This window comes from Polycladomyces zharkentensis, from assembly GCF_016938855.1.
Taxonomy (GTDB): Bacteria; Bacillota; Bacilli; order Thermoactinomycetales; family JIR-001; genus Polycladomyces; species Polycladomyces zharkentensis.
The window spans coordinates 14,534-38,580 of sequence record NZ_JAFHAP010000011.1 but is presented as its reverse complement, the minus strand read 5'-3'; the positions used below and the strand labels follow the sequence as shown (position 1 = coordinate 38,580).

Below are 24,047 nucleotides of genomic sequence, written 5' to 3'. Positions count from 1 at the left end.
AGTGTCTTACCATCGGGGGCTATCGGCAGGACCAGGCGAGGCTTTCCTTTGGGGACAAGACTTTGCTGATCCGGCTTTTTCAATTCTCCTTTTATGACCGGCATGTTTTTTTCCGCGTTTTTCTTGCGTTCCGGTGTCCAATATTGTTTGGCTTTTTCCTGCTCTGCTTGATCAATTTGATGAACACCTTTTTTTAAGTCTGTCTGGTCGAATAAATCAGCACAAAAAAACCGCCGGCGTCAGTGCCGGCGGCAGGTGAAACAAAGCGATTATCCGCGCAGGTTGTAGAACGCGGTTTTACCCGGATATTGCGCCGTTTCGGCCAGTTCATCCTCGATGCGCAGGAGCTGATTGTATTTGGCCACGCGGTCGGTACGGGACGGTGCTCCCGTTTTGATTTGACCCGCACCCGTCGCCACGGCGATGTCGGCGATGGTGGTGTCTTCCGACTCGCCGGAACGGTGGGAGATAACCGCAGTGTAACCGGCACGTTTCGCCATTTCGATGGCATCGAACGTTTCAGTCAGGGTGCCGATTTGGTTCACTTTGATCAGGATGGAGTTGCCCACACCTTTTTCAATACCTTGGGACAGGCGCTCGGTGTTGGTGACGAACAGATCGTCGCCCACCAGCTGAACTTTGCCGCCCAGGCGCTCGGTCAGCTGTTTCCAACCATCCCAGTCGTCTTCGGACAAGCCGTCCTCGATGGAGACAACCGGGTATTTGGAAACCAGCTCTTCATAGAAGGCGATCATTTCCTCGGAAGAGCGGGTGACGCCTTCGCCCTCCAAATGATATTTTCCGTCTTTGTACAGCTCGGTCGCGGCCACATCGAGTGCGAGCAGGACATCTTCACCCGGTTTGTAACCGGCACGTTCGATCGCGGCCACGATGGTTTGCAATGCTTCCTCGTTGGAGGACAGGTTCGGCGCGAAGCCGCCTTCGTCCCCGACGGAAGTGGCGAGGCCTTTCTCTTTCAATACAGCCTTCAGGTTGTGGAAGATTTCGGCCCCCATGCGCAAACCTTCACGGAAGGAGGGCGCTCCCACCGGCATGATCATGAACTCCTGAATGTCGACGTTGTTATCAGCGTGTTTTCCGCCATTCAGAATGTTCATCATCGGAACGGGCAGGGTTTTGGCGTTGAATCCGCCCAGATAGTTGTACAACGGAACGCCCAGCGCTTCCGCGGCTGCACGCGCCACGGCCATGGACACGCCCAGGATGGCGTTGGCACCCAGTTTCCCTTTGTTGGGCGTACCGTCCAGCTCAATCAGGTGTTTGTCGATGCCCACTTGGTCGGTCGCGTCCCAACCTTCCAGCTCGGGAGCGATGATTTCGTTCACGTGTTGCACGGCTTTCAGGACACCTTTGCCGAGAAAGCGCTCTTTGTCCCCATCCCGCAATTCCACGGCCTCATAAGCACCGGTGGATGCACCGGACGGCACAATCGCACGGCCCACATCGCCCGATTCCAGCACCACTTCCACTTCGACGGTCGGATTGCCGCGGGAGTCCAGCACTTCCCGCGCGTATACGTCCACGATTCTCGTCATGTTTTGTCTTCCTCCTTGAATCGTTGCATTGGCTTTTATGATTCAATCATCGAGCGCCCGGTCATTTCTTCCGGTTGTTCGATGCCCAACAGATGCAGCAGGGTCGGCGCGATATCCGCCAAAATCCCTTCTTGTCGCAGTTTCACGTTTTTGTCGGTGACGATGAACGGCACCGGATTGGTGGTATGGGATGTCACCGGTTTGTTGTCGGCCGTGAGCACCATGTCGGCGTTGCCGTGGTCCGCCGTGATGACGGCCACACCGCCTTGGGCCAGTACCGCCTCGACCACGCGGCCCAGGCATTCATCCACGGCTTCCACCGCGCGGATCGTCGGCTCCAATTTGCCCGAGTGACCCACCATGTCCGGGTTGGCAAAGTTGAGGATGATGGCATCGTGTTTGCCGGCCTCGATCTCCTTGACCAAGGAGTCGGTCACCTCATAGGCGCTCATCTCCGGCTTCAGGTCGTAGGTGGCCACTTTGGGCGAATGGATCAGGATCCGGTCTTCACCCGGGAACGGTTCTTCCCGTCCACCGCTGAAGAAGAAGGTGACGTGCGGGTATTTCTCCGTTTCGGCGATCCGCAGTTGTTTCAACCCGTGATCGGCCACCACTTCGCCGAATGTCCGCGTCAAATCCAGCGTGGGGAAGGCGACTTCGCCATTGACCGTCTCACTGTAATGGGTCATGCACACATAGTGCAACCCGTTCGGTCGGCCTTCTCCCCGGTCAAACCCGTCGAAGTCGTCACGGGTGAACGCCTGCGACAGCTGGATCGCACGATCAGGCCGGAAGTTGAAGAAGATCATGGCATCGCCGTCCTGCACCCGAGCCACCGGATTGCCGTCTTGGTCCGTGATCACGGTCGGTACGACGAACTCGTCGTAGATCTCTTCCTGATACGACCGCTCCACCGCAGCCACCGGATCGGTATGGGTCGGTCCTTCTCCGTACACCATGGCACGGTAGGATTTCTCCACCCGATCCCACCGTTTATCCCGATCCATGGCATAATACCGTCCTTGCACCGTAGCGATGCGGCCCACTCCTTTTTCCGCGATCACATCCTGCAGTTGCTTCAGGTAGGTGACACCGGTATCGGGGCCCACATCGCGCCCGTCGAGAAACGCGTGCACGGCGACATTGTCCACGCCTTCCCGCTTGGCCAATTCCAGCAGGGCAAACAGATGGTTGATGTGGGAATGGACGCCCCCGTCGGAAAGCAGCCCCAACAGGTGCAGTTGCGTGCCTTTTTCCTTTACATGGCGAACAGCGCTCAACAACACGTCATTTTCAAAGAAGGAACCGTCTTGAATCGCTTTGGTGATCCGCGTCAAATCCTGGTATACAATTCGGCCGGCGCCGATATTCAGGTGGCCCACCTCGGAGTTGCCCATCTGACCGTCAGGGAGACCGACGGCTTCCCCGCTCGCCCGAAGCGTCGCATGCGGGTAGGTGGACCAGTAACGGTCGAAGTTGGGCTTGTTCGCTTGCGCCACGGCATTGCCATGCACTTCGTCACGCAAGGCAAAGCCGTCCAAAATGATGAGGGCGACCGGTTTGCGCCGGCTCATGCGTGATCCCCCCGTACCGACGCGGACACCAGACGGTCAAACGATTCCGGTTCCAGGCTGGCGCCGCCGACCAACGCACCATCGATGTCCGGCTGATCCAGGAACGCGCCGATATTGTCCGGTTTGACGCTGCCGCCATATTGGATGCGCACTTCGTTTGCCACTTGCTGATCGTATTGGTTGGCCACCATCTTGCGGATAAATCCGATCACTTCCTGCGCGTCGTCAGCCGTGGACGCCTTGCCCGATCCGATCGCCCACACCGGCTCGTAAGCGATGATGACGCGCTTCACTTGTTCGCTCGAGAGTCCGGCCAACGCTTTTTCCACCTGTTGACCCACAACCTGTTTCGTTTGCCCCGCTTCCCGTTCCTCCAGCGTTTCACCGACGCAAACAATCGGAATCAAGTCATGGGCAAATGCAGCATGCACTTTTTTGTTTACTGTTTCGTCCGTCTCGGCGAAATACGAACGCCGTTCCGAATGGCCGAGGATGACGTACTGCACCCCCAAGTCCTTCAGCATCACGGGGCTGATTTCACCCGTAAACGCTCCTTTTTCTTCCCAGTGCATGTTTTGCGCACCGATCCCGATGCCGCTGTCCTTCGCCGCTTCCACCAAGGCGGGCAAAGCCGTGAACGGCGCACAGATCACGGTTTCCACGCCTTTCGTTTCTTTGGCCGTTTTCATTGCGCGGAAGAACGCCAGGGCTTCCGCGCTGGTCTTGTGCATTTTCCAGTTGCCTGCGATTACGGGTTTGCGCACCAGTCACACCACCTTATCGGTTCAACTTGAAGCTGTCGTCTCCAGCTTGCGAATGGTACTTTCAGGGTGACCATGATCCTCTCGCCCCTGTTTCGCTTCATTCCAAGGCCACTCGCGAAACATGGTCACCCATCTTTTGTATCAATCACTGCCAGGGAGAACTTTACGACAGTGGGTCAACCACCTGCAACTTTCCATCATTCCCGGTCGTCCAAGGCGACAACTCCCGGCAGCGCTTTTCCTTCCATCATCTCCAACGAAGCACCGCCACCGGTGGACACGTGGCTCACGCGATCCGCCAGACCGGCTTTCTCGATGGCTGCCGCAGAATCGCCTCCGCCGACGATGGTGAGCGCGTCGGAATTCACCAGTGCTTGGGCCACCGCATTGGTGCCGTGGGCGAACCGGTCGAATTCAAATACGCCCATCGGACCGTTCCAAATGACCAGCCGCGAGCTTTTCACCACTTCGGCAAACAGTTCCCGCGTTTTCGGCCCGATATCCATCGCTTCCATGTCTGCCGGAATCGCATCGATGGCCACCGTTTCCGCCCGGGCATCCGGGGCGAATCGATCAGCCACGACCACGTCGACCGGCAGCATGAGGCGCACTCCTTTGGCTTTTGCCTTCTCCATGAAGGAACGGGCCAGATCCAGCTTGTCCTCCTCGAGCAGGGATTTGCCGATTTCATATCCCTGCGCTTTGACGAACGTATAGGACAGACCGCCGCCAATCAGCAGATTGTCCACTTTTTCCAACAGGTTTTCGATTACGCCGATTTTGTCCCGTACTTTGGCCCCGCCGATGATCGCCGTAAACGGTCGCTCAGGCGCTTCCAATGCACGTCCCAGCGTTTCCAGCTCTTTTTGCATCAGGAAACCGGCCACTGCAGGCAAATGTTCGGCGATCCCGGCAGTTGACGCATGCGCCCGGTGCGCCGCTCCGAAAGCGTCATTGACGTACAGATCGGCCAGATTTGCAAACGCGCGGGCCAATTCGGGATCATTTTTCTCTTCACCCGGTTCAAAGCGCACGTTCTCCAACAGCAGCACGTCGCCTTCGTTCAATGCTGCCGTCCGACGTTGCGCTTCTTCCCCGACGGTTTCCTTCACATAATCAACCGGTTTTTCCAACAACTCGGCCAGCCGTTTCGCTACCGGCGCCAAGCGCAATTCTTCCACTACCCGGCCTTTGGGACGGCCCAGGTGGCTGGCGAGAATCACTTTCGCTCCTTGTTCCGTCAAATAACGGATCGTCGGCAATGCCGCCCGAATCCGTGTATCGTCGGTAATTCGCCCATCTTCCATCGGTACGTTGAAATCCACTCGACAAAACACGCGTTTGCCGCGTACATCCACGTCTCGGATCGTCTTTTTGTTCATCCGGGCCAATCCTCCTCGGCATGAGAAAGAGGAGAGAAAACCGCTCCCACTCTCCTCTTCCCCGATTTCCACCTATATTCTAGACTTAGAGTCCCCGCTTGGCAATATACGCAGCCAGGTCCACCACGCGGTTGGAGTAGCCCCACTCGTTGTCGTACCAGGAGACCACTTTCACCATGTTGCCTTCCAGAACCATGGTGGACAAGGCATCCACGATCGAAGAACGGGTATCTCCGTTGAAGTCGCGGGAAACCAGCGGCTCGTCGGAGTATCCGAGGATGCCTTTCAGTTTGCCTTCAGCCGCTTGACGCAGGGCTTCATTCACTTCTTCGGCGGTGACTTCTTTTTCCAACTCAGCCACGAAATCCACCACGGAAACGTTCGGCGTCGGCACGCGCATTGCGAAACCGTTCAATTTGCCGGCAAGCTCCGGCAATACTTTGGCCACGGCCACAGCGGCACCGGTCGTCGTCGGGATGATCGACATACCCGCTGCACGTGCACGGCGCAAGTCTTTGTGCGGCAGATCCAGAATTTGTTGGTCGTTGGTGTAGGCGTGCACAGTCGTCATCAGGCCGCGACGAACGCCGAACTGCTCATGCAGTACTTTGACCACGGGTGCCAAGCAGTTGGTCGTGCACGAAGCGTTGGAAATCACTTGATGGGCGGACGGATCGTATTTGTCCTCATTGACGCCCATCACCACGGTCAGGTCTTCGTTTTTTGCCGGAGCGGAGATGATCACCTTTTTCGCGCCGGCTTCCAGGTGTTTGGCCGCATCGTCCCGTTTGGTGAAACGGCCGGTCGATTCAACGACGAGATCAACACCCAGTTCGCCCCACGGCAGTTGCGCCGGATCACGCTCAGCGATCACGCGTACGGTTTTGCCATCCACCACGAATCCTTCGTCAGTCACTTCGACGGAAGCGTCCATTTTACCGTGAACCGAGTCATATTTCAGCAAGTGTGCGAGCGTTTTGGCATCGGTCAAGTCGTTGACCGCCACCACTTCCAACTCCGGATGATTCAGCGCATTCCGGAACACTGCCCGTCCGATGCGTCCGAAACCGTTGATTGCAATTTTTGTTTTAGCCATGGATAACCCTCCTATGCTTGGTGTTGTTTATGAAAGGAACCGTTCTGGTTGGATGGTTCCTCTCCACTCTCTTCGGTTTCTTCCAGAATGGCACGCGCGGCAGCTTCATCCGTAATCAGGACGTCATTGCCCACAGCCGGGCACACAGCCGCAATCGCTTGTGCTTTGCTCCTGCCACCCGCAATGGCGATGATCGATTCGATCCCGCCCATATCATCCAGCTGAAGACCGACCGTGCGTACCCGGGATACAATTTCCCCGTTCGGGTTGAAGTAGTAACCGAAAGCTTCCCCCACAGCACCGCTGTGCTGGATATGCGCCACTTCATCAGGAGATGATTTCCTGCGGATCGCCATTTTCGTCGCTTCTCCGATGCCATGTATAACAATTCGCGCTTCGCGCAAGAGCTCCATCACTTCCTGGATATGCGGCTCTCGGAGCAACATCTCTCGCGCTTCATCGCTTAACTGGTCGGGCACATGCATCAGCCGGTAATCCCCGCCCGTTTTTTTCGCCATCAGGGAAGCGATGTAGTTGGCTTCCAACTCGACCGCCTCACCCAACCCGCCGCGCGCCGGGACGAACATGGCAGACTTCAGGCTCGGGGTCGGCGTCATCATCTCCGCCACCGCCGCAACCGTCGTCCCGCCGGTAACGGCTACCACTTGATCAGGCCGGGCCATCTGGCGCAACAGACGGGCACCGGAGCGCCCCATTTCTTTTTTGACCCAGTCGGATTGGTCCGCGTCTCCCGGCACGATGATCACCTTCTTCAGGCCGAGCCGTCGCGCCAGGCGCACTTCCAAATCGGTGAGTCCAAACAAATCTTTGATGAGCGGCTCCATCTCGGACAACAAATCCGTTCCCCGCTCCGTCAGGCTCATGCCGACCGAATCGACGCGCACCAATCCCTGCGTTCGTAAAAAGTCCACTTCGGAGCGCAGGATCCGCTCAGTGGAATCCAACGCGCCCGCCAACGAACGGCGTCCGACCGGCTGCATCAACTGAATGTGGCGCATGATTTCGTACCGTTTCCGCATGACTTCCAGCAGATCGGGCAACAATTGTTTTTGCAACCGCAACAGTTGGTTCATCTTCTCACCTGGGACATTTTTTGTCCCTCGTAGCAAAATGCGTCCCATATGCGGCAAAAAAAGAGCATGGCCGGTTTCAGCCCGTTGCATCTCTATTGTATCGAAACGACCCTGGATTGGCAAGGCGAAACAGCCTATTTTCCTTAATTTTCGTATCGTTTCCGAAGGGTGGACGACAATATCCCCATCTCTTCTCTGTATTTCGCGACCGTCCTCCTCGAGATCCGCAATCCTTCCGCCTTCAAAAGGTCAGCGATTTTCTGATCGGACAACGGCTGACGTTTATCTTCCTGTGCAATCAACCGTTCAATTTTATTTTTCACGCTTTCCGCAGAAGTATTCCCTCCCGCATCGGTGGAAAGGCCGGATGGAAAGAAAAACCGAAACGGAAAACATCCCCGTGGTGTCTGCATGTATTTGTGCTGGGTCGCCCGACTTACAGTGGACTCGTGAATTCCCAGCTCGTCCGCAATCTCCTTCAGGGTGAGCGGTTTGAGATAATCCAGACCCCGATCGAGAAATTCGCGTTGTTTGTCGACGATGACACTGCTGACCCGCAGCAATGTATGCCGGCGCTGTTCGATACTTTTGACCAACCACATCGCCGATTGAAACCAATTTTTCAGGTAACGGGTCGCCTGCCGGCTCCGGTCATCTTCTTGGTAAAGCAATTGTTCGTAATGTCTGCTTACGGTCAACCTTGGCACATACCCGTCATTGACCAGCACGACATATTCATTTTCCACCCGCTCAACGACGACATCCGGAACCACATAGCGCGGTTCTCCGGCATGATAAGCCGATCCGGGCCTGGGATTGCACCGTTTGATGCGGTCTACCGCACGCTGGATTACGGCTACGTCGCAGTCGAGGGCGCGTGCAATTTTTTTCATCCGACCTTCCGCCAAATCCCGCAGGTGCGTATCGACAATTTTCAACGCGATGGGATCCGGTTTTTCGTCCCGTTCCAGTTGAATACGCAGGCACTCGGCCAACGAACGCGCTCCGACCCCGGCGGGATCAAGCGAATGAATCACCCGCAAACAAGCTTCCATCGTGTTTTCATCGATATTAAAGCGCTTACATACAAAATCAGGAGATACATCAAGGTACCCTTTTTCATCCAAATTGCCGACCAAATAGGTACACACTTTCCGCTCCATCGGTGACAGCGCCAAATACCGCAGCTGCGTTTCCAGCATCTCGGTCAGCGTTTGTTCCGGGGAGGCAACTCGGGCGATCGGGTCCGTTTCATTTCCCCTCACCTCACGCTCCCCATTTCCTGTATGCGGTTTCAGATACAGTGCCCATGCACGCAGGTCCTGTACGTTCCATTCGTTTTTTCCCGCGTCATGGCGTTCTGCTGTTTCGTCGATTTCCAATACCGGGTTTTCAATCAGTTGTTCCTGGATATAATGTAATAGGTCCGTCGCGGAGTATTGCAGAATCTGAATCGCTTGGCGCAACTCCGGCGTCATCGTCAATTTCATGCGTTGTTCCTGCACCAAACCGTAACCCATGGACAGCGCCATTCATTCTCACCTCCGCGTTTTACATCATATGCCACACACCGACATCTTGATGTCGAATCCGTCCTGGAGTGCCTGGTCTTTATTGATACCGTCTTCCAAGCTCATGGATTCATCAGTCACGTCCCACGATGTGTGTCGATTATTTTCTGCTTTTATTGTAACATATCGTGAGGTGGTTGCGTTTTTTCAATAAAGATGGAGAAATAAACAAATTCACCGCTGAGGCTGGAAAATTGCGAAATCATCCGGGGGACTTGTCAAATTTGACACTCTGCGATATAATGAATGCTGTCACTCGATGAATTCGCATATGCGCCTATAGCTCAGGGGATAGAGCGCTGGTCTCCGGAACCAGGTGCCCAGGTTCGAATCCTGGTAGGCGCGCCAAACCAAAAGCAGCCGAATGCGGCTGCTTTTTTCTTTATGTTCGCGAACAGAAGCGTTTGACCTTTATTGACCTTTACCGATCTTTGGAGTATGATGGAAATGAGAAACAAACCGACGAGGGAGGAAGCAACGGATGAACCTGATTCCGATTGTTGTTGAGCAAACCAACCGCGGTGAACGTTCCTACGATATCTACTCCCGTCTGTTGAAAGACCGGATTATCTTTCTGGGCAGCCCGATCAATGACGCAGTGGCCAACTTGGTCGTTGCCCAGCTGTTGTTCCTGGATGCCGAAGATCCGGATAAGGATATCCATTTGTACATCAACTCGCCGGGTGGTTCCATCACTGCCGGCATGGCCATTTACGACACCATGCAGTATGTGAAAGCGGACATCCAAACGATCTGCATCGGGATGGCCGCTTCAATGGGGGCATTCCTGCTGGCGGCAGGCACCAAAGGAAAGCGGTATGCCTTGCCCAACAGCGAAGTGATGATTCACCAACCACTGGGCGGAGCCGAAGGGCAAGCGACTGATATTGAAATCCGCGCCAAACGCATTTTGAAAATGCGGGATCGAATCAATCAGATTCTGGCGGAACGTACCGGACAACCCCTGGAAAAAATCGAACAGGACACGGACCGCGATTACTTCATGACGGCAGAGGAAGCGAAGGAATACGGACTGATCGACCACGTGATCACCAGTTTGCCTTCCGCAAAATGACGAAATCCATCAATCGTGTTCGGCCTCTCACCCACAGAAAACCACCTTTTCTTTTGAGACCTCCTGCGGGAGGCTTTTCTTTTTTCTTTTTTGCACAAAATAATAGGGAACGATATGGACTGGAGGTCATCATGAAAAGCCAATGGGATCGACACGAACGCAGATTATTCTGGTTATGCATGATTGTCGCCCTGGTGATGCTGCTGGCCATGGTCGGCCGTTTGTTCCATTGACCGCATTTTTCAAAAGTACGTCTTCATCAACTGATCCAACCACGCCGGTATGCGTGCGCACGCCACCTGATCGAAAGCGGGTACGTACGGTTTCAGATCCAGCACCGGCGTCCCGTCGATCGCATCCAACCCGCGCACCCGAACACGGTTTTCTCCCACTTCCAGGATGGAGACCGCGGTGATCCCGATCGGATTGGGCCGATGTTTGGCCCGCTGGGCAAAAATACCCGTATCCGGCATGTCCGCTCTTCCCTGCGGACGGCGAATCAAGTCCCGTTCGGGATGAAAGTCGGCTTGGTGAAGCCAAAATACCACCAACAGATGAGAGAATTCCTCCAATCCTTTCAATCCACGATCATATGGGGAGAACAGCTCGATGTCCGACTCCACGCCTCCCCAGTTCTCGTCCATGGCTTCACTGATCGGGGAGCGGACCACGCCGATCGGGTTCCAACTCATTGTCCGTGCCCTCCCTTTCCATCCGATGCCGGTTGCTTCCTTTTCGCCTGCCACACGTCCTTCAATGCCCGGTAAAACACATCCCCGCCTTCCAACGGCGCGAATTCGACCTTCATACGGTGAAAATCCCGGTATTTTACTTCGATGCGTTGCCATTTGCCGTCGATATCCGAATATTGGCCGAAAGTGATATCCTGGATCTCCCCGAGAGGTACTGAAGTGATCCGTCCACGTTTGTCATACACCAGACGGTTGGAGGTCAGCAGGGCGATTTCCGAACCGTCCATATCCAGTGACCGATCATAATACGCAATCAACTCTTCTCCCTGTTGCAACAGGTGACGCTGCCGCAGGGTCTGCAGTGTCCGGGCATCCACCTCGTTGGCCAGTTTCACTCCCGGCTCCATCTCCAAAAACGAGGTTACGCCGCTGATCAATCCATTTACCGCAACCCCCAGAGCGATCAGTAAGGCAACGGTTAAAACGGCCACCCCAATCCACAGTGGCCAACGCGTTTTTTTGACGGCATGTTCCTGCATGACTGGTTCCCCCACCTCATCCACCTCTTTGCGATATCGATTGGCAATCCTGCGATTATTCCTATTTTACTTTGGGATATAAGGAAAATCACCGCTTGACATCAGCACGTGGAGAATTCAAGCGTGGGGGCATGCGTGAGACGGGAATCAGGCCGGACGCATCCAATCATGAATACTGCTTTGTATTTTCCAACGGCGGGGTATACACGTGAAATGAAATCATCGGTTCCTCTCCCGCGTTGCGCATGGCATGAATCAATCCATGTCCGATCAATACATATTCCCCCGCTTGATGACGTCCGGTTGAAGACAACGCTGGTTGGGAATGATGGGGAGACAATGTAAACACCTTATTCTCCAACGTCCCCGCCACCACGCGGATACAACCGATGGAATTTCCGTGATCGTGAATCGGGGTTTCCGTCCCGGAAGGCAGATGGATCACGATCGCTTCGAAGCGATCCGATCGGAAAACGACATTCCTCCCGTAGCGCAAAGGCGGCCGAGGTTGCGTGACCAACGGTGCAATCCGTTCCCGTGTGCAGTCCAACCGCTCAACCGCTTGACGAAGACGCCATACGTCAGGACGATGGAGATTCTGAAGCAAGCTGCGCAAACAGGAAACGAAATCCATGGTATCTCCCCCAAATCACCGTGAATCTTGACCAAGTTGAGTAATGTACTCAAGATTACATCCAGATGATTCAATTTATGCGGTATGCAAAAGCGGAGTGCGACCCATCGGCAAAATTCCGCCAATATAAAGAAAGTCTCAAAAGAAAAAAAGGCGCCGATTGAGCGCATGGGAATGGGAGACTAACAAACTTTGATCCATCAGGTTTCCGTGCATCATCAGTGGTACGAATCGTACACCCCATTATCAGCCTGCAAGGTACGACTCATTTCTGTCGGAAGATACAAACGGACTGGCTTGCAAAAGAAAACATCCCGCGCGGGATGCGGGATGTTGCGAATCGTACCCTTTTCCTTTTTCACCACGACAAACCTTCCAACAGCAAAACCCTGGCGGGGGCCGCCTCGGTGTCGACCAGTTTGATCGGCGCGGCCACCATGAAGTATTCGCCTTCGTTCACTTCAGCGAGCCGCAAACCTTCAACAATGACGATGTCGGCCGCAAACAGCGTTTTATGGGTGGGATGACCCGGTTGGCTGCGTTCGACCCCGAGGGCATCGATCCCGACACCGCGAACACCGATTTCAGCCAAATAACGTGCACCGTCTTCGGCCAGAAAAATAAATTCAAAGTTGAAGGCATCCTCCAGGGAGTTGCGCGTTTTGAACAGGACGAACTCATTCTGCCGAATACCGAAGGGCTTCAGATGCTCGCGCGTGATGCCGCCTTCCACGTGCGTCAGATTCAACACCCGACAAGGTCCGACCAAACGATCCAACGGAATGGTTTTCATCGTGCCGCCTTCCGGAACCATATGCAACGGTGAATCGACATGCGTTCCGGTGTGTGCGTCCAAATCAATGCGGGACTCCCTCACTTTGCCGGTATCAAAATCTTGGACGACACGGATTTTCGGTTGTTTCTCCGGTTTGTTTTTGTAAACGGGCATTCCTTCATAAATCGGCGCGGACACGTCGTATACCTTGTACATAAAGACCTCCCCCATGTCATCTTCGGAATCCATCGGTTATTTTCCCGTGATCATTTCGATGGCTTGATTCCCTTGCACGACGGGCAGTGTGCCCTGATTCCGGGACGGCCACCAGCGCGTGCCTCTTCTGCTCAAAAGCTGATGCGCCGCATCAGGACCCCACGTACCGGCCCGGTACGAATGCAAGGTCGACTCGTTTTGACGATCCCAAGCCCGCCGGATGGGATCAACGAATTTCCATGACAGTGACACTTCATCCCAGTGCGTGAAAAATGTCATATCCCCTTCGATCGCATCACCGATCAATCTTTCGTATGCTTCCGGCGACCCACCTCCATCGTTGCAAAACGCCATGGCGATGGGAACCACATCGTTGTCGGCACCCGGCTTTTTGGCGTTCAACACAAAATGCAGGCCTTCAACCGGGTTGATGCTGATGACGAGCAGGTTGGGGCCGAGATCGCCATTTTTGTTGAAATACAGGTTTTTGGGCATCTCTTTAAACTGAATGACAATTTCCGTCGATTTTTGCGCCATTCGTTTACCCGTGCGGATGTAAAACGGCACACCGGACCATCGGAAATTGTCTACATACAACTCCCCGGCCACAAACGTTTCGGTAAGCGAATGAGGATCAACGTTCTCCTCCTCCCGGTAACCAGGTACCGGGCGTCCGTCCAAGACTCCCGCCTGATACTGCCCGCGAACCATGTATTGATTCACTTCGTCTTCCGTCAGACGGCGCAAGGAACGAAGCACTTTCACTTTCTCGGCATGAATCGCTTCCGGTACCAGCCGGCTGGGCGGCTCCATCGCCACCATCATGATCATCTGGAGAATATGGTTTTGTACCATGTCCCTGAGCGCTCCCGCCTTGTCGTAATAGGCGGCGCGTTCTTCCACGCCGACCGTCTCACTGGCGGTAATCTGGATGTTGTCGATGTAGCGGTTGTTCCACAACGGCTCAAACAAGGTATTGGCAAAGCGGATCACTTCGATGTTTTGGATCATTTCCTTGCCCAAATAGTGATCGATCCGGTAGATTTCCTCCTCGGCAAAAGTTTGCCGGATCTGATCGTTCAATTCTTTGGCCGACTCATAATCGTGACCGAACGGTTTCTCGATGATCAGTCGCTTCCATCCGGCTGTCTCCGTCAATCCCGACGCTTTCAGGTTCGTGGACACGGTGCCGAACAGATCGGGAGCCATGGCCAGGTAAAACAACCGATTGCCAGGCAAATTCCATTCATCTTCCAACCGCTCCATCAATGCGCCAAGTTGGGCATAGGAAGAAACATCCTTCACATTGAGCGACTGATAGTAAAAACGAGCCACAAAATCGGCCCAACCCGCTTCTTCCCGTGCCAAACGGGAATGCTCATCAATCGCCTTCCGCACCGTGTCGCGAAAATCGTCCATCGTTATCGGTCTGCGGCCTACGCCGATCACCGCGAATCGTTCATGAAGCTTTTTATCACGGAAAAGGCCGTATAAAGCCGGAAATAGCTTGCGTCTGGCAAGATCCCCCGTTCCTCCGAATATCACCATCACAAACGGTTCCACCTGGGGTTGATGGGAAGGCATGCCATTCCACTCCTATCTTGCATTCTTCAATTCATTTTTTCCGGGAGAATTCCTCCCTTTATCTTTACCCGATCTCTGCGGGCAAATCATCTTTCTTTTCCATTTTCGTTTTCCTTGTTCATTTTGGCAACTCTTTTTCGGTTTTTTATCCGGTGCCGATATAAAAAAGCGCCATCGACGCTGATGCAATGCAAGCGTGATGGAGCCCGTTCTTTTTCGGTTTCATATCCTACTCGACGTAACGGTGTTTTGTTTTCTCACCATTTGATCCGAACCGTCCCCATTTTCCCATCAACACGAACATGACAACGATGATGGCAACCGTCATCAGCTGCAGAACATTGTGTTGGAGATCTGGCGGCAAATGATGACCGTACGTCGGAAGGAGCTTGATCGTTTGACCGAATTTCTCCGCACAGGCTTTCGCTTCCTCGGCGGTAGCACCCCATAGGTAACGCGGAAACAACATATGTTTATTAATGAACATATAGATCGCAATGTTCATGAAACCTCAGTGTGCCCAAAATGGTACACCAATATCATTCTGAGGTGCCTTTTCGATTCCAAACGGGTTGTCAATTCATTAACGGCACTGATTGCCAGGAGGCACGATCCCAGGAAACAAAAGATGAGTTAACCAATTAAAATTGGCCAACCCATCTTTTATCAGAGATACCCGTTATTTGCCTACTCTATTTGCGTATTCTGAACCTGCCGGATAGCGATCTCCCAAAATCTCGATCTTCGAGAGCGCGTCGTTTAAATCACTTAGTTCTTCAAGGGTCAGCTCAACGTCAACTGCGCCAAGATTTTCTTCCAGGCGCTCCAATTTGCGCGTGCCGGGAATCGGAACAATCCATGGCTTCTGGGCAAGCACCCATGCGAGTGCGATTTGAGCCGGCGTTGCGTTTTTCCTTGCAGCAACCTTCTTTATCAGTTCAACCAAAACCTGATTTGCTTCGAGATTCTCCGGTTTGAAGCGAGGAACAATGCTACGGAAGTCGGAGTCAGCGAATGTTGTATTCTTATCAATTTTTCCTGTAAGGAATCCCTTGCCCAGCGGGCTGAACGGAACGAAACCGATACCGAGTTCCTCTAGCGTAGGGAGCAGTTCTTCTTCAGGACTTCTCCACCATAGTGAGTATTCGCTCTGGACTGCAGCGAGTGGCTGAACCGAATGTGCGCGGCGAATCGTTTCCACCCCTGCTTCAGAAAGCCCCCAATGCTTAACCTTACCTTCCTTGATCAGGTCTTGTATTACTCCGGCCACTTCCTCGATCGGCACATTTGGGTCAACTCGATGCTGATAGTATAGGTCAATGGCTTCGACTTTAAGGCGTTTGAGCGAGCCTTCGACTGATTGCCTAATATGCTCCGGCTTGCTGTCAAGCACCTGCTTGCCATTTACCATTTTAATACCAAATTTAGTGGCAATCACCACTTCCCCCTTGAATGGGGCAAGTGCCTCACCTACCAACTCCTCATTCACATATGGCCCGTATACTTCGGCGGTGTCAAAGAATGTAACACCACGTTCAACAGCGGCTTGAATTAATGAGATCATCTCCTTCTTTTCCGGAGCCGGACCATAACCGTAGCTCATTCCCATACAACCAAGCCCGATCGCGGAAACTTCCAGGCCACTTTTTCCTAATTTACGCTTTTGCATCATTTATCTTCCCTTCAATAGCAGCCTTTTGCAAAGATCTAACGTACAGGTTTGTTTACGCCCAAGCTTCGACGAACTTCCAATTCCGGCGATGTAGCTAATTTCACAACCAAATGTGCAACACTCTCACGCGATACGACCGAACCTTTGAACGGTTCGCCTTTCTGCGTTGTCTCATAGTCAATTTCATCTTTATCGGTCAACCATGCGGGTCTCAAAATCGTATAGTCGAGGTCTGAGGCTTCAATGATGGCAGCTGACTTTCGATATGGATCTAATATGCTTCCATATTTCTCTCCTGGGACTTCATCATAAATTCCCATTGAACTGATAAAGATGAGACGTTTCACGCCAATTGCATTCATAGCCTCCACAATGTTTTTTGCCATGCGCTCCAGATCGCCAGCCAGATTGGCATAGACAACATCCTGTCCAATCATGGCTTCTTTTAATTTTTCAATATCCAAAACATCGCCTTCGATGATTCGAACGCGGTTTGAATTAATATTTCTGAGTCTGTGCGAATTACGCAAGTAAAGTGTCAACTGAGCATCAGTTTCGTTTAGGAATAAATCAATCGCATGACGAGCAATTGACCCGTTTGCACCCAGAATCAAAACATTACTCAACTTCAAAACTCCCTTTACTTCCCCATCTGTGTTGTATAAGAGCATTAAATATCAAGTTTACGATTACTGAGCCATTTCACGATTTCAGGATCGTTATGCGAAAAGAACAAGCTTTTTTTCGTATCTAACGTAGCAATCCTCTCCATATCCTCTTGACTTAATTCAAAGTCAAAGATATTGAAGTTTTCGATCATTCTTTCTTTACGAACAGTCTTCGGAATCACAACAACTCCCCTTTGTGTCAACCAGCGTAAAATCACCTGAGCAACGGATTTCTTATGCTTTTCGGCAATTGATACTAAAACTTCATTCTGGAAGATGTTGTTTCTTCCTTCAGCAAAAGGCCCCCAGGACTCTATCTGCACATTGTACTCTTTCATAAGCTTAGCACTTTCTATTTGCTGGCAGAAAGGATGCGTTTCAATCTGGTTTACGGCAGGAACTACTTCATTATGAATGATCAAATCTACCAGACGATCCATCTGGAAGTTACTGACTCCAATTGCCCTGATCTTTCCTTCACGATACAATTCCTCCATCGCACGCCAAGAACCATATACATCGCCAAACGGCTGATGAATTAAATACAAATCCAAATAATCCAATTGCAATCTTTCCAGTGATTTTGCAAATGCTTTCTTTGTGCTCTCATAACCGGCATCCTGAATCCAGAGTTTTGTTGTAATAAACAACTCCTCTCTCGGCACGCCACTCCGTTTGATTGCTCTGCCAACCGCTTCTTCATTTTGATAAGCGGCAGCGGTATCAATCAGACGATAACCTTCCATTATGGCGTCATAAACGCATTGTTCACATTCATTTGGACCAATCTGATAAGTACCAAAGCCGAGTATAGGCATCTCAACACCATTGTTCAAAATTACTTTTTGCATATGAGATCCCCCTGACTTTTAAATATGATGTGTCAAGTCACTCTTTTTTTATCTCATTTACATCCTCTGTTGTGCGAATTGCTCAACCCGTCTTTCATCCAAGACGATTCAAGATGTTACAAGGTAGACATGTCAATCACGAATCGATAACGTACATCACTGCGGAGAACACGCTCAAATGCTTCGTCTAATTGATCCGAACGGATCACCTCAATTTTAGGGGCAATGCCGTGTTGAGCGGCGAAATCGAGCATCTCTTGTGTTTCCCGAATTCCACCAACGAGTGAACCGGCAATGCTACGACGACCCATGACCAAGGAAAACACATTGTATTTATCCGGCTTGTTTGGTAAGCCGACATTTACAAGCGTTCCATCTACACGAAGCAGAGATAAATACGCATCAACGTCAAGATTGGAAGACACTGTGTTTAAGATGAGGTCAAAACGGCCGCCCAACTCAGTGAATGTCTCGGGATCACTGGTTGCAAAATAATGATCTGCGCCAAAACCTAGGGCTTCACTTTTCTTATTCATCGACCGACTCAAGACAGTGACTTCAGCACCCATGGCATGCGCAAATTGGACAGCCAGGTGGCCAAGCCCTCCCATCCCCACTATGGCAACCTTCTTACCTGGACCGGCGTTCCAGTGCTTCAAAGCAGAGTACGTGGTGATGCCTGCACACAATAGCGGACTTGCCACATCCAGTTCCAGACCGTCTGGAATACGGACAACAAAGTCTTCCTTTACAACTATTTTCTGACTGAATCCACCGTATGTTAGATTACCATCGTAGTCTAACGAATTGTATACCACGACGACGCCTTTTGTACAAAATTGCTCATCACCACGGAGGCAATATTCGCATTCTCCGCAGGAGTCAACAAAGCAACCAACGCCAACGCGATCACCAACAGCAAATTTTGTAACTTCTGTTCCTACTGCTTCCACGACTCCGACGATTTCGTGACCGGGAACCATTGGGAAGATTCCGTTACCAAAATCATTGTGTGCATTGTGAATGTCGGAGTGGCAAATACCGCAAAACTTAATATCGATTAAGATGTCGTTTGGTCGTAAATCTCTTCGCTCAATCGTGGTTTGTTCAAATGGTGCTTTTGCACTTGGGACACTTAGAGCACGGGTCATAATAGTCATTTTTTCTCTACTCCTTTCGCTCCTGGTAAAGTGAGGCTGCTGGATCTGGAATATTGGGCATAATAGACAACACAATCCCTTCTTGTTAACTTTGAATAATTCGGATGCACATTAATCGTATTCCCCACATCCAATAATCTGATGTGTTCATCGCTGCGCGCTTGAGAACGAACGAACATGGCCGAAGGAGACAGCCGCGACGACGGCCGCGAGCGCGACCGAGACGGCGCTGATCCAAGTGATCGCCATGATCGACAAGCCTCCCACGGCGATTCCCCCGATGCCGGCGCCCGCGGCAAAGCCGAGCTGCACGAAGGAACTGTTCAGACTAAGCACGATACCGGAGGCTTCCGGAGCAATCGAGATCAGGTTAAAGTTTTGGGTCGGCCCGAACGTCCAGGCAGCGATCTCCCAGAGCATGAGCAACAGGATGGTAACGATTACCCATCCAGAGACGGCGGACAGCAACGCCAGGGCGAGGGCTTGAACGGCCATGGAGCCGAGGAGCGTGCGGACGGTACCGATCCAGTCCGCCAAGAAGCCGCCAAGCCTGGAACCGATCAAGCTTGCTATGCCCAAGGCGAAGAGAATGACGCTCATTTCTCGTTCCATCATCGGCATAACGGAGGCCAGAAAGGGAGTGATATACGTATTGACCACCGAATATCCGATAAACACCAAGAACGTCACGCCAAGGGTGATCGCGATCCTCGGCTTCTTCAAGAGGGCAAGTCGCTTGCTCAGAGGGACAGCCACTTCGCCTTCCATGGCCGGAATCGTCCGTGCGACGGCGAAGGTTGCCAGCAGACTGAAGAGGCCGATGCCCCAGAAGATCGTCTTCCAATCATATGCCGCTGCGACAATGCGGCCGATGGGAACGCCGAATACAAGGGAGGCGCTAAAGCCCATTGCGACGTTGGACATCGCTCCGCCCCGACGTCCGGGAGGAGCCAGTTTCGCAGCTATGGAATAAGCGGTGACGACGAAGACGCCCGTTCCGACCCCGAGTATAACGCGAGAGACCATCAGGAAGCCGAAACCCGGAAGGGCGAGCGTCGAAACGATGCCGAGTAATATGATGGCGAGAGCCAGTAGTAATTGCTTGCGCTGATTCATCCTCGCCGTCGCCACCATGACAATGGGCGTGCCGATCGCGTTACCGAGCGCGAACACCGTAATCAGTTGTCCCGCTGTCGATACTGATACGCCGACGGAAGCAGCGATTTTATCCAACATGCCCACAATGCTGAAGTGTGAAGTGCCAACAAAGAAGCTGATAAGGGTCAGCATGTAAATTTTCCAGGTGTTGTTCATGACATTCTGTCTACTCCCCCATCTATATAATTCGATAATCTTACGATCAATATAAAGTTACGGAAAAGCTTCGGCACCCTTATTATGCAACAAATGAAAAAGCGACCGTTATCCTATTCGTCTCAAATGATTGCCTAATCCTCTCACAATCACTTAAACAACAGACAAATATGGATTATAATGGAGCTATCAAGGATGAAGGAACAAGGAGAGTCTTATGTCTGAACAAATCTACAAACAGCAGGTTGAGCTAGCCAAACTCATTGAGCGTCATACAGGCCGGGACGGTGTTCACGCGACTGCTATTCCGTCTTTATCTTTCACTCGTCAATCGAATGTGACCGGACCAAATTATGGAGTTCACAATCCTTCCTTATGCATTGTCGTTCAGGGTGAGAAGGAGGTAATGCTGGCACGGGAGCGCTTTAGGTACGGTCCTGCCGATTACCTTGTTGCATCCATTGACTTGCCGGTTACCGCCCAAGTCACGGGAGCCTCTTCCGACGTTCCGTATTTGGCTCTCAAACTTGAATTCACGCCGAGTCAAATCCTAGAGGTTTTAAGCGATTCCGAAATTCAGGTTGTCCCGAAAAAAAATGCCGACCGGGCGATGTTTGTCAGCCGGATGGAGTTCTCTATGTTGGATGCGGTAATCAGATTAGCTCGTTTGTTAGACAATCCTAAGGATATCCCGGTACTTGCACCTCTATTTACGAAGGAAATTATCTATAGGGTTCTGCAAGGGCAGCATGGGGTTGCGTTGGCACAAATTGCAATAGAAGGAAGCAGTACCTATCGAATCAGAGAAGTGATCAATTATATCATGAAGAACTATGATCAGTCTTTTCGGATTGAGGAGCTCGCGAAAATAGCGAATATGAGTGTTTCTTCGCTTCACAGGCACTTTAAAGAGGTAACCGCTATGAGCCCTATTCAGTTCCAAAAACAACTGAGACTGCAGGCAGCCCGGCGCCTGTTATTATCCGAGTCAACAGATGCAGCTGACGTCGCATTCCGGGTAGGCTATGAAAGTCCATCGCAATTCAGCCGTGAATATTCCCGCATGTTTGGTTTTCCACCTAGAGAAGATATAAAGCGCCTAAGGGCGAAATATAACCAAAGGATAAACGCATGAATCCTCTGCTAAATGGGGTAATACCGCGTATTAAATGACAGTTACCCGCTTAGTTTATCGATCACCAAATGACGAATAACTCCGCTTGGCGATGAATTCGACGAGCCTATACCTGTCGGAAATGGTTGCTTTCAATTTTTATCAAGAATGGGATATTCGCCTCATGTTCGTGGCAGAATAAGTGGGGATATTGTCAGAGAGGAATCTATCATTGGTAATCGTAAACATCTCCTTCGTTTTCTATACCTAAGGTATGGAAAAAACGCTACTGACATCAGGATGTCAATAGCGTTTCATCTTTATTAGACGAAAAAGCTATTAATTCTTTAATGAAAGTCCGATCACGCCAACAATGATCAACCCTGTAACCAATATCTTACTGACGGTAATAGGTTCTTTAAAATACAACATCCCCATAAGGGCAGTAAACGCAATGCCAAGCCCCGTTCATCAGTGAGCTTCAAACCTACTGTGAAAACTCGTGGGAATTTTGTTATCTTGGATCCCCCCTTTCGTGCGTACGAGGCTTGTCTGTTGTATGACAATAAATAATGATATGTTATGCAATCCAATGCTGCGGTCTACCAACGGTCGCCGAACCGTTCCATTTCTCATGCTCCCCTTGCCGTTAACATAGTGATCACGAAGCGGAGATCGTGTTGACAATCACGTCGAGTAAAAACAGGAGACACGCAACCACCCACGACCGCGCGGTCGACAATCGGCAGATGATCCGCATCCCCCGCGCCAACAGGATCAGTCTCCAGACCATGAACAGGTCCAGCGTCATCAATAGCCCGGACCATCCCCCTTCCACCGGTATGTAAGCGGCCAATCCGGAAGGCGGTTTCGTCAGCCATCCGTCGGTCACCAGGAGCCCGATGGCGCCGACAGCGGTTTGCAACACCATGAGAACCAACATATGTGTCTGCAGAGAAAAGAGTTGACGAAATGTCCCTTGTCCCCCCAACCCTTTCATCATCAACCAGGTCAGGACACTGGTGACCAAGGCGTTCAGCAAAAGTCCGACCAAGCTGAACAATCCGATCAACCATGCGAGAAACGGGCTCATCCATGCTTCGGGAAAACCCGCCTGCAACAATGCATGGGCAACAGCGGGATTGTGACTGAGGAAAGAACCCGTCAACGCACCGGACAAGGTCTCCATCAAAGCCAACACAGCCAGTGCACCACCGAAGACCGGCTTGGCCCGAATCCGCTCCCATTGCCGATCCGGCGCCCACAACACTCCCCAGACCGAAGGTTTGGTTTGGATATACTCCACCGAACCTGCTGTCGTCACCCTCATCTTTTTCTCCCCCCGCCAACCCAATCCCTTTTTCCCATCATACCAATATTTGGTCCATTTTGAAAACAGGAACAAAAAAGCCCCACACCCGTCGGGTGTGGGGGATGGATCAATCTTCTTTGCTGACGATCTCCGCCAATGCGTTTACTGCTTCCTCAGCGTCCGTCCCTTCAGCTGAGATGGTGATTTCGGTTCCGGAAGCGACCGCCAGACTCATGATGCCCATGATGCTTTTGGCGTTTACTTTTTTATCGCCTTTGGTCACAAAGATATCTGAGGTGTACTTGTTTGCTTCCTGAACAAACATGGCAGCCGGACGGGCATGCAGACCGGTGCGCAGTTGGACGACTACTTTTTTTTCAACCATATGATATTCCTCCCTGGAAACATATTGTGATTGGTTTTGACATGGGATAAGCGGTTTTCCGCGAGCATCTCCCGTTAGTTCCCGCCCGATTTGCGGCGAAGACGTTCCGCGATCTCGTCCAGTTTGCGCAAGCGATGGTTGACAGCCGACTTGCTCACTTTCCCGCCGGGAAGCATTTGTCCCAGTTCCGTGAGCGTAATGTCGGGATGCTGCAAACGGACTTCAGCGATCTCGCGCAAACGCTGCGGCAGGTTGTCCAAACCGATTTCCCGGTCAATCAACTGGATATTGTCAATTTGCCGCATGGCGGCCTGAATGGTTTTGTTCAGATTGGCTGTCTCACAGTTGACCAGTCGGTTGACCGAGTTGCGCATATCTTTCATGATGCGAACATCTTCAAAACGGAGCAAAGACTGGTGAGCACCGATGATGTTGAGCAACTCACCGATTTTGTCCCCTTCTTTGACGTAGACCACAAACCCTTTTTTCCGCTCGATGATTTTGGCATGCAGACGAAAACGGTTCATCAGGCGGCACAGGGCTTCACTGTGGTCGTGGTAGGTGGAGATAATCTCCAGATGGTACGAACCGCTGTCCGGATTGTTGACTGATCCGCCGGCCAGAAAGGCCCCGCGCAGATATGCCCTTTTGCAGCAGTTTTTTTCGATCAGATCCGGAGCGATTCCTTTGACCCGCTCAAACCCTTCCCCTAGGATACGCAAATCACGCAAGATTTCCTCCGCTCGAACGGACAAACGGACGAGATAGACATTATTTTTTTTCAACCGCACCTTTTTGCGGACCAGTACCTCGGCTTGCAGTTGATACAGATCCTTGATCAACGCGTAGATCCGCCGGGCGATGGCGGCGTTTTCCGTGGTGATGTCCAGCAAGATGCGCTGGCGGGCGATCTGCATCACCCCGTTCATACGCACCAATGCAGACAGTTCCGCCCGCCGGCAACAGGTGTTCGATTCGATGCGGGTCAATTCCTTTTTGGTTGCAGAAGTAAACGACAT

Annotated in this window: 23 protein-coding genes and 1 tRNA gene; 3 read left to right on the top strand and 21 right to left on the bottom strand. The window is 52.0% G+C overall.

Annotated elements, in window-relative coordinates; translation table 11 throughout:
- Positions 1-269: 269 nt before the first annotated feature.
- The 7 genes from eno to rpoN form a co-directional block, all read right to left on the bottom strand.
- A complete protein-coding gene (gene eno, locus JQC72_RS12355; RefSeq protein ID WP_205496106.1) occupies positions 270-1,556 on the bottom strand; it encodes a phosphopyruvate hydratase in 1,287 nt (428 codons plus the stop codon).
- Between the two features lie 35 nt (positions 1,557-1,591).
- Positions 1,592-3,130 (bottom strand): 2,3-bisphosphoglycerate-independent phosphoglycerate mutase, encoded by a 1,539-nt coding sequence (gene gpmI / locus JQC72_RS12350; RefSeq protein WP_205496105.1) that lies wholly within the window; start codon positions 3,128-3,130, stop codon positions 1,592-1,594.
- On the bottom strand, positions 3,127-3,894 hold the full coding sequence (tpiA, locus tag JQC72_RS12345) for a triose-phosphate isomerase (protein WP_205496104.1): 768 nt from the start codon (positions 3,892-3,894) through the stop codon (positions 3,127-3,129). The genes gpmI and tpiA overlap by 4 nt, the downstream gene beginning before the upstream one ends.
- Before the next feature lie 197 nt (positions 3,895-4,091).
- Entirely contained in the window at positions 4,092-5,276 is a 1,185-nt protein-coding gene (locus tag JQC72_RS12340) for a phosphoglycerate kinase (RefSeq protein ID WP_205496103.1), read from the bottom strand.
- 85 nt (positions 5,277-5,361) lie between these two features.
- Complete coding sequence (locus JQC72_RS12335; RefSeq protein ID WP_205496101.1) at positions 5,362-6,372, bottom strand: ArsJ-associated glyceraldehyde-3-phosphate dehydrogenase; 1,011 nt, start codon at positions 6,370-6,372, stop codon at positions 5,362-5,364.
- 11 nt (positions 6,373-6,383) lie between these two features.
- Entirely contained in the window at positions 6,384-7,466 is a 1,083-nt protein-coding gene (locus tag JQC72_RS12330; RefSeq protein WP_205496100.1) for a sugar-binding transcriptional regulator, read from the bottom strand.
- Between the two features lie 143 nt (positions 7,467-7,609).
- Complete coding sequence (rpoN, locus tag JQC72_RS12325; RefSeq protein ID WP_302104826.1) at positions 7,610-8,998, bottom strand: RNA polymerase factor sigma-54; 1,389 nt, start codon at positions 8,996-8,998, stop codon at positions 7,610-7,612.
- A 312-nt stretch (positions 8,999-9,310) separates the two neighbouring features.
- On the opposite strand from rpoN, the gene JQC72_RS12320 reads away from it, so the two are divergent.
- Positions 9,311-9,385 (top strand) — tRNA-Arg (locus JQC72_RS12320).
- 133 nt (positions 9,386-9,518) lie between these two features.
- Entirely contained in the window at positions 9,519-10,112 is a 594-nt protein-coding gene (gene clpP, locus JQC72_RS12315) for an ATP-dependent Clp endopeptidase proteolytic subunit ClpP (RefSeq protein ID WP_205496099.1), read from the top strand.
- A gap of 242 nt (positions 10,113-10,354) precedes the next feature.
- Here clpP and tsaA read toward each other — a convergent pair whose 3' ends face one another.
- The 11 genes from tsaA to JQC72_RS12260 all read right to left on the bottom strand — a co-directional run bounded on the left by tsaA (position 10,355) and on the right by JQC72_RS12260 (position 20,217).
- A complete protein-coding gene (gene tsaA, locus JQC72_RS12310; RefSeq protein WP_205496098.1) occupies positions 10,355-10,804 on the bottom strand; it encodes a tRNA (N6-threonylcarbamoyladenosine(37)-N6)-methyltransferase TrmO in 450 nt (149 codons plus the stop codon).
- A complete protein-coding gene (locus tag JQC72_RS12305; protein ID WP_205496097.1) occupies positions 10,801-11,358 on the bottom strand; it encodes a hypothetical protein in 558 nt (185 codons plus the stop codon). The genes tsaA and JQC72_RS12305 overlap by 4 nt, the downstream gene beginning before the upstream one ends.
- A gap of 151 nt (positions 11,359-11,509) precedes the next feature.
- The gene (locus JQC72_RS12300; protein ID WP_205496096.1) at positions 11,510-11,977 is read right to left on the bottom strand and encodes a cysteine dioxygenase; all 468 of its coding nucleotides are present in this window, start codon (positions 11,975-11,977) and stop codon (positions 11,510-11,512) included.
- Positions 11,978-12,335: 358 nt separating this feature from the next.
- Positions 12,336-12,968, bottom strand: coding sequence for a cyclase family protein (locus JQC72_RS12295; protein ID WP_205496095.1), 633 nt, complete (start codon positions 12,966-12,968; stop codon positions 12,336-12,338).
- A 36-nt stretch (positions 12,969-13,004) separates the two neighbouring features.
- Positions 13,005-14,552, bottom strand: a complete 1,548-nt coding sequence (gene zwf, locus JQC72_RS12290) for a glucose-6-phosphate dehydrogenase (RefSeq protein ID WP_205496094.1) — start codon at positions 14,550-14,552, stop codon at positions 13,005-13,007.
- 229 nt (positions 14,553-14,781) lie between these two features.
- The gene (locus JQC72_RS12285) at positions 14,782-15,057 is read right to left on the bottom strand and encodes a hypothetical protein (RefSeq protein ID WP_205496092.1); all 276 of its coding nucleotides are present in this window, start codon (positions 15,055-15,057) and stop codon (positions 14,782-14,784) included.
- A 174-nt stretch (positions 15,058-15,231) separates the two neighbouring features.
- The gene (locus tag JQC72_RS12280; protein ID WP_205496477.1) at positions 15,232-16,221 is read right to left on the bottom strand and encodes an aldo/keto reductase; all 990 of its coding nucleotides are present in this window, start codon (positions 16,219-16,221) and stop codon (positions 15,232-15,234) included.
- A gap of 38 nt (positions 16,222-16,259) precedes the next feature.
- Complete coding sequence (locus JQC72_RS12275; protein WP_205496090.1) at positions 16,260-16,850, bottom strand: SDR family oxidoreductase; 591 nt, start codon at positions 16,848-16,850, stop codon at positions 16,260-16,262.
- 44 nt (positions 16,851-16,894) lie between these two features.
- Entirely contained in the window at positions 16,895-17,743 is an 849-nt protein-coding gene (locus JQC72_RS12270) for an aldo/keto reductase (protein WP_205496088.1), read from the bottom strand.
- 116 nt (positions 17,744-17,859) lie between these two features.
- Positions 17,860-18,903, bottom strand: a complete 1,044-nt coding sequence (locus tag JQC72_RS12265; RefSeq protein ID WP_205496086.1) for an NAD(P)-dependent alcohol dehydrogenase — start codon at positions 18,901-18,903, stop codon at positions 17,860-17,862.
- A gap of 147 nt (positions 18,904-19,050) precedes the next feature.
- Entirely contained in the window at positions 19,051-20,217 is a 1,167-nt protein-coding gene (locus JQC72_RS12260; RefSeq protein ID WP_205496085.1) for an MFS transporter, read from the bottom strand.
- Between the two features lie 217 nt (positions 20,218-20,434).
- Between JQC72_RS12260 and JQC72_RS12255 the strand changes: the two genes are divergently transcribed.
- Positions 20,435-21,352, top strand: a complete 918-nt coding sequence (locus tag JQC72_RS12255) for an AraC family transcriptional regulator (RefSeq protein WP_205496083.1) — start codon at positions 20,435-20,437, stop codon at positions 21,350-21,352.
- A gap of 640 nt (positions 21,353-21,992) precedes the next feature.
- Here the strand turns inward: JQC72_RS12255 and yknW are convergent.
- The 3 genes from yknW to whiA all read right to left on the bottom strand — a co-directional run bounded on the left by yknW (position 21,993) and on the right by whiA (position 24,047).
- Positions 21,993-22,661, bottom strand: coding sequence for a YknW family membrane protein (yknW, locus tag JQC72_RS12250; protein ID WP_205496081.1), 669 nt, complete (start codon positions 22,659-22,661; stop codon positions 21,993-21,995).
- A gap of 109 nt (positions 22,662-22,770) precedes the next feature.
- Positions 22,771-23,028 carry an HPr family phosphocarrier protein gene (locus tag JQC72_RS12245; RefSeq protein WP_205496079.1) on the bottom strand — a complete coding sequence of 86 codons (258 nt, stop codon included), beginning with the start codon at positions 23,026-23,028 and terminating at the stop codon, positions 22,771-22,773.
- A 74-nt stretch (positions 23,029-23,102) separates the two neighbouring features.
- Entirely contained in the window at positions 23,103-24,047 is a 945-nt protein-coding gene (gene whiA / locus JQC72_RS12240) for a DNA-binding protein WhiA (protein ID WP_205496077.1), read from the bottom strand.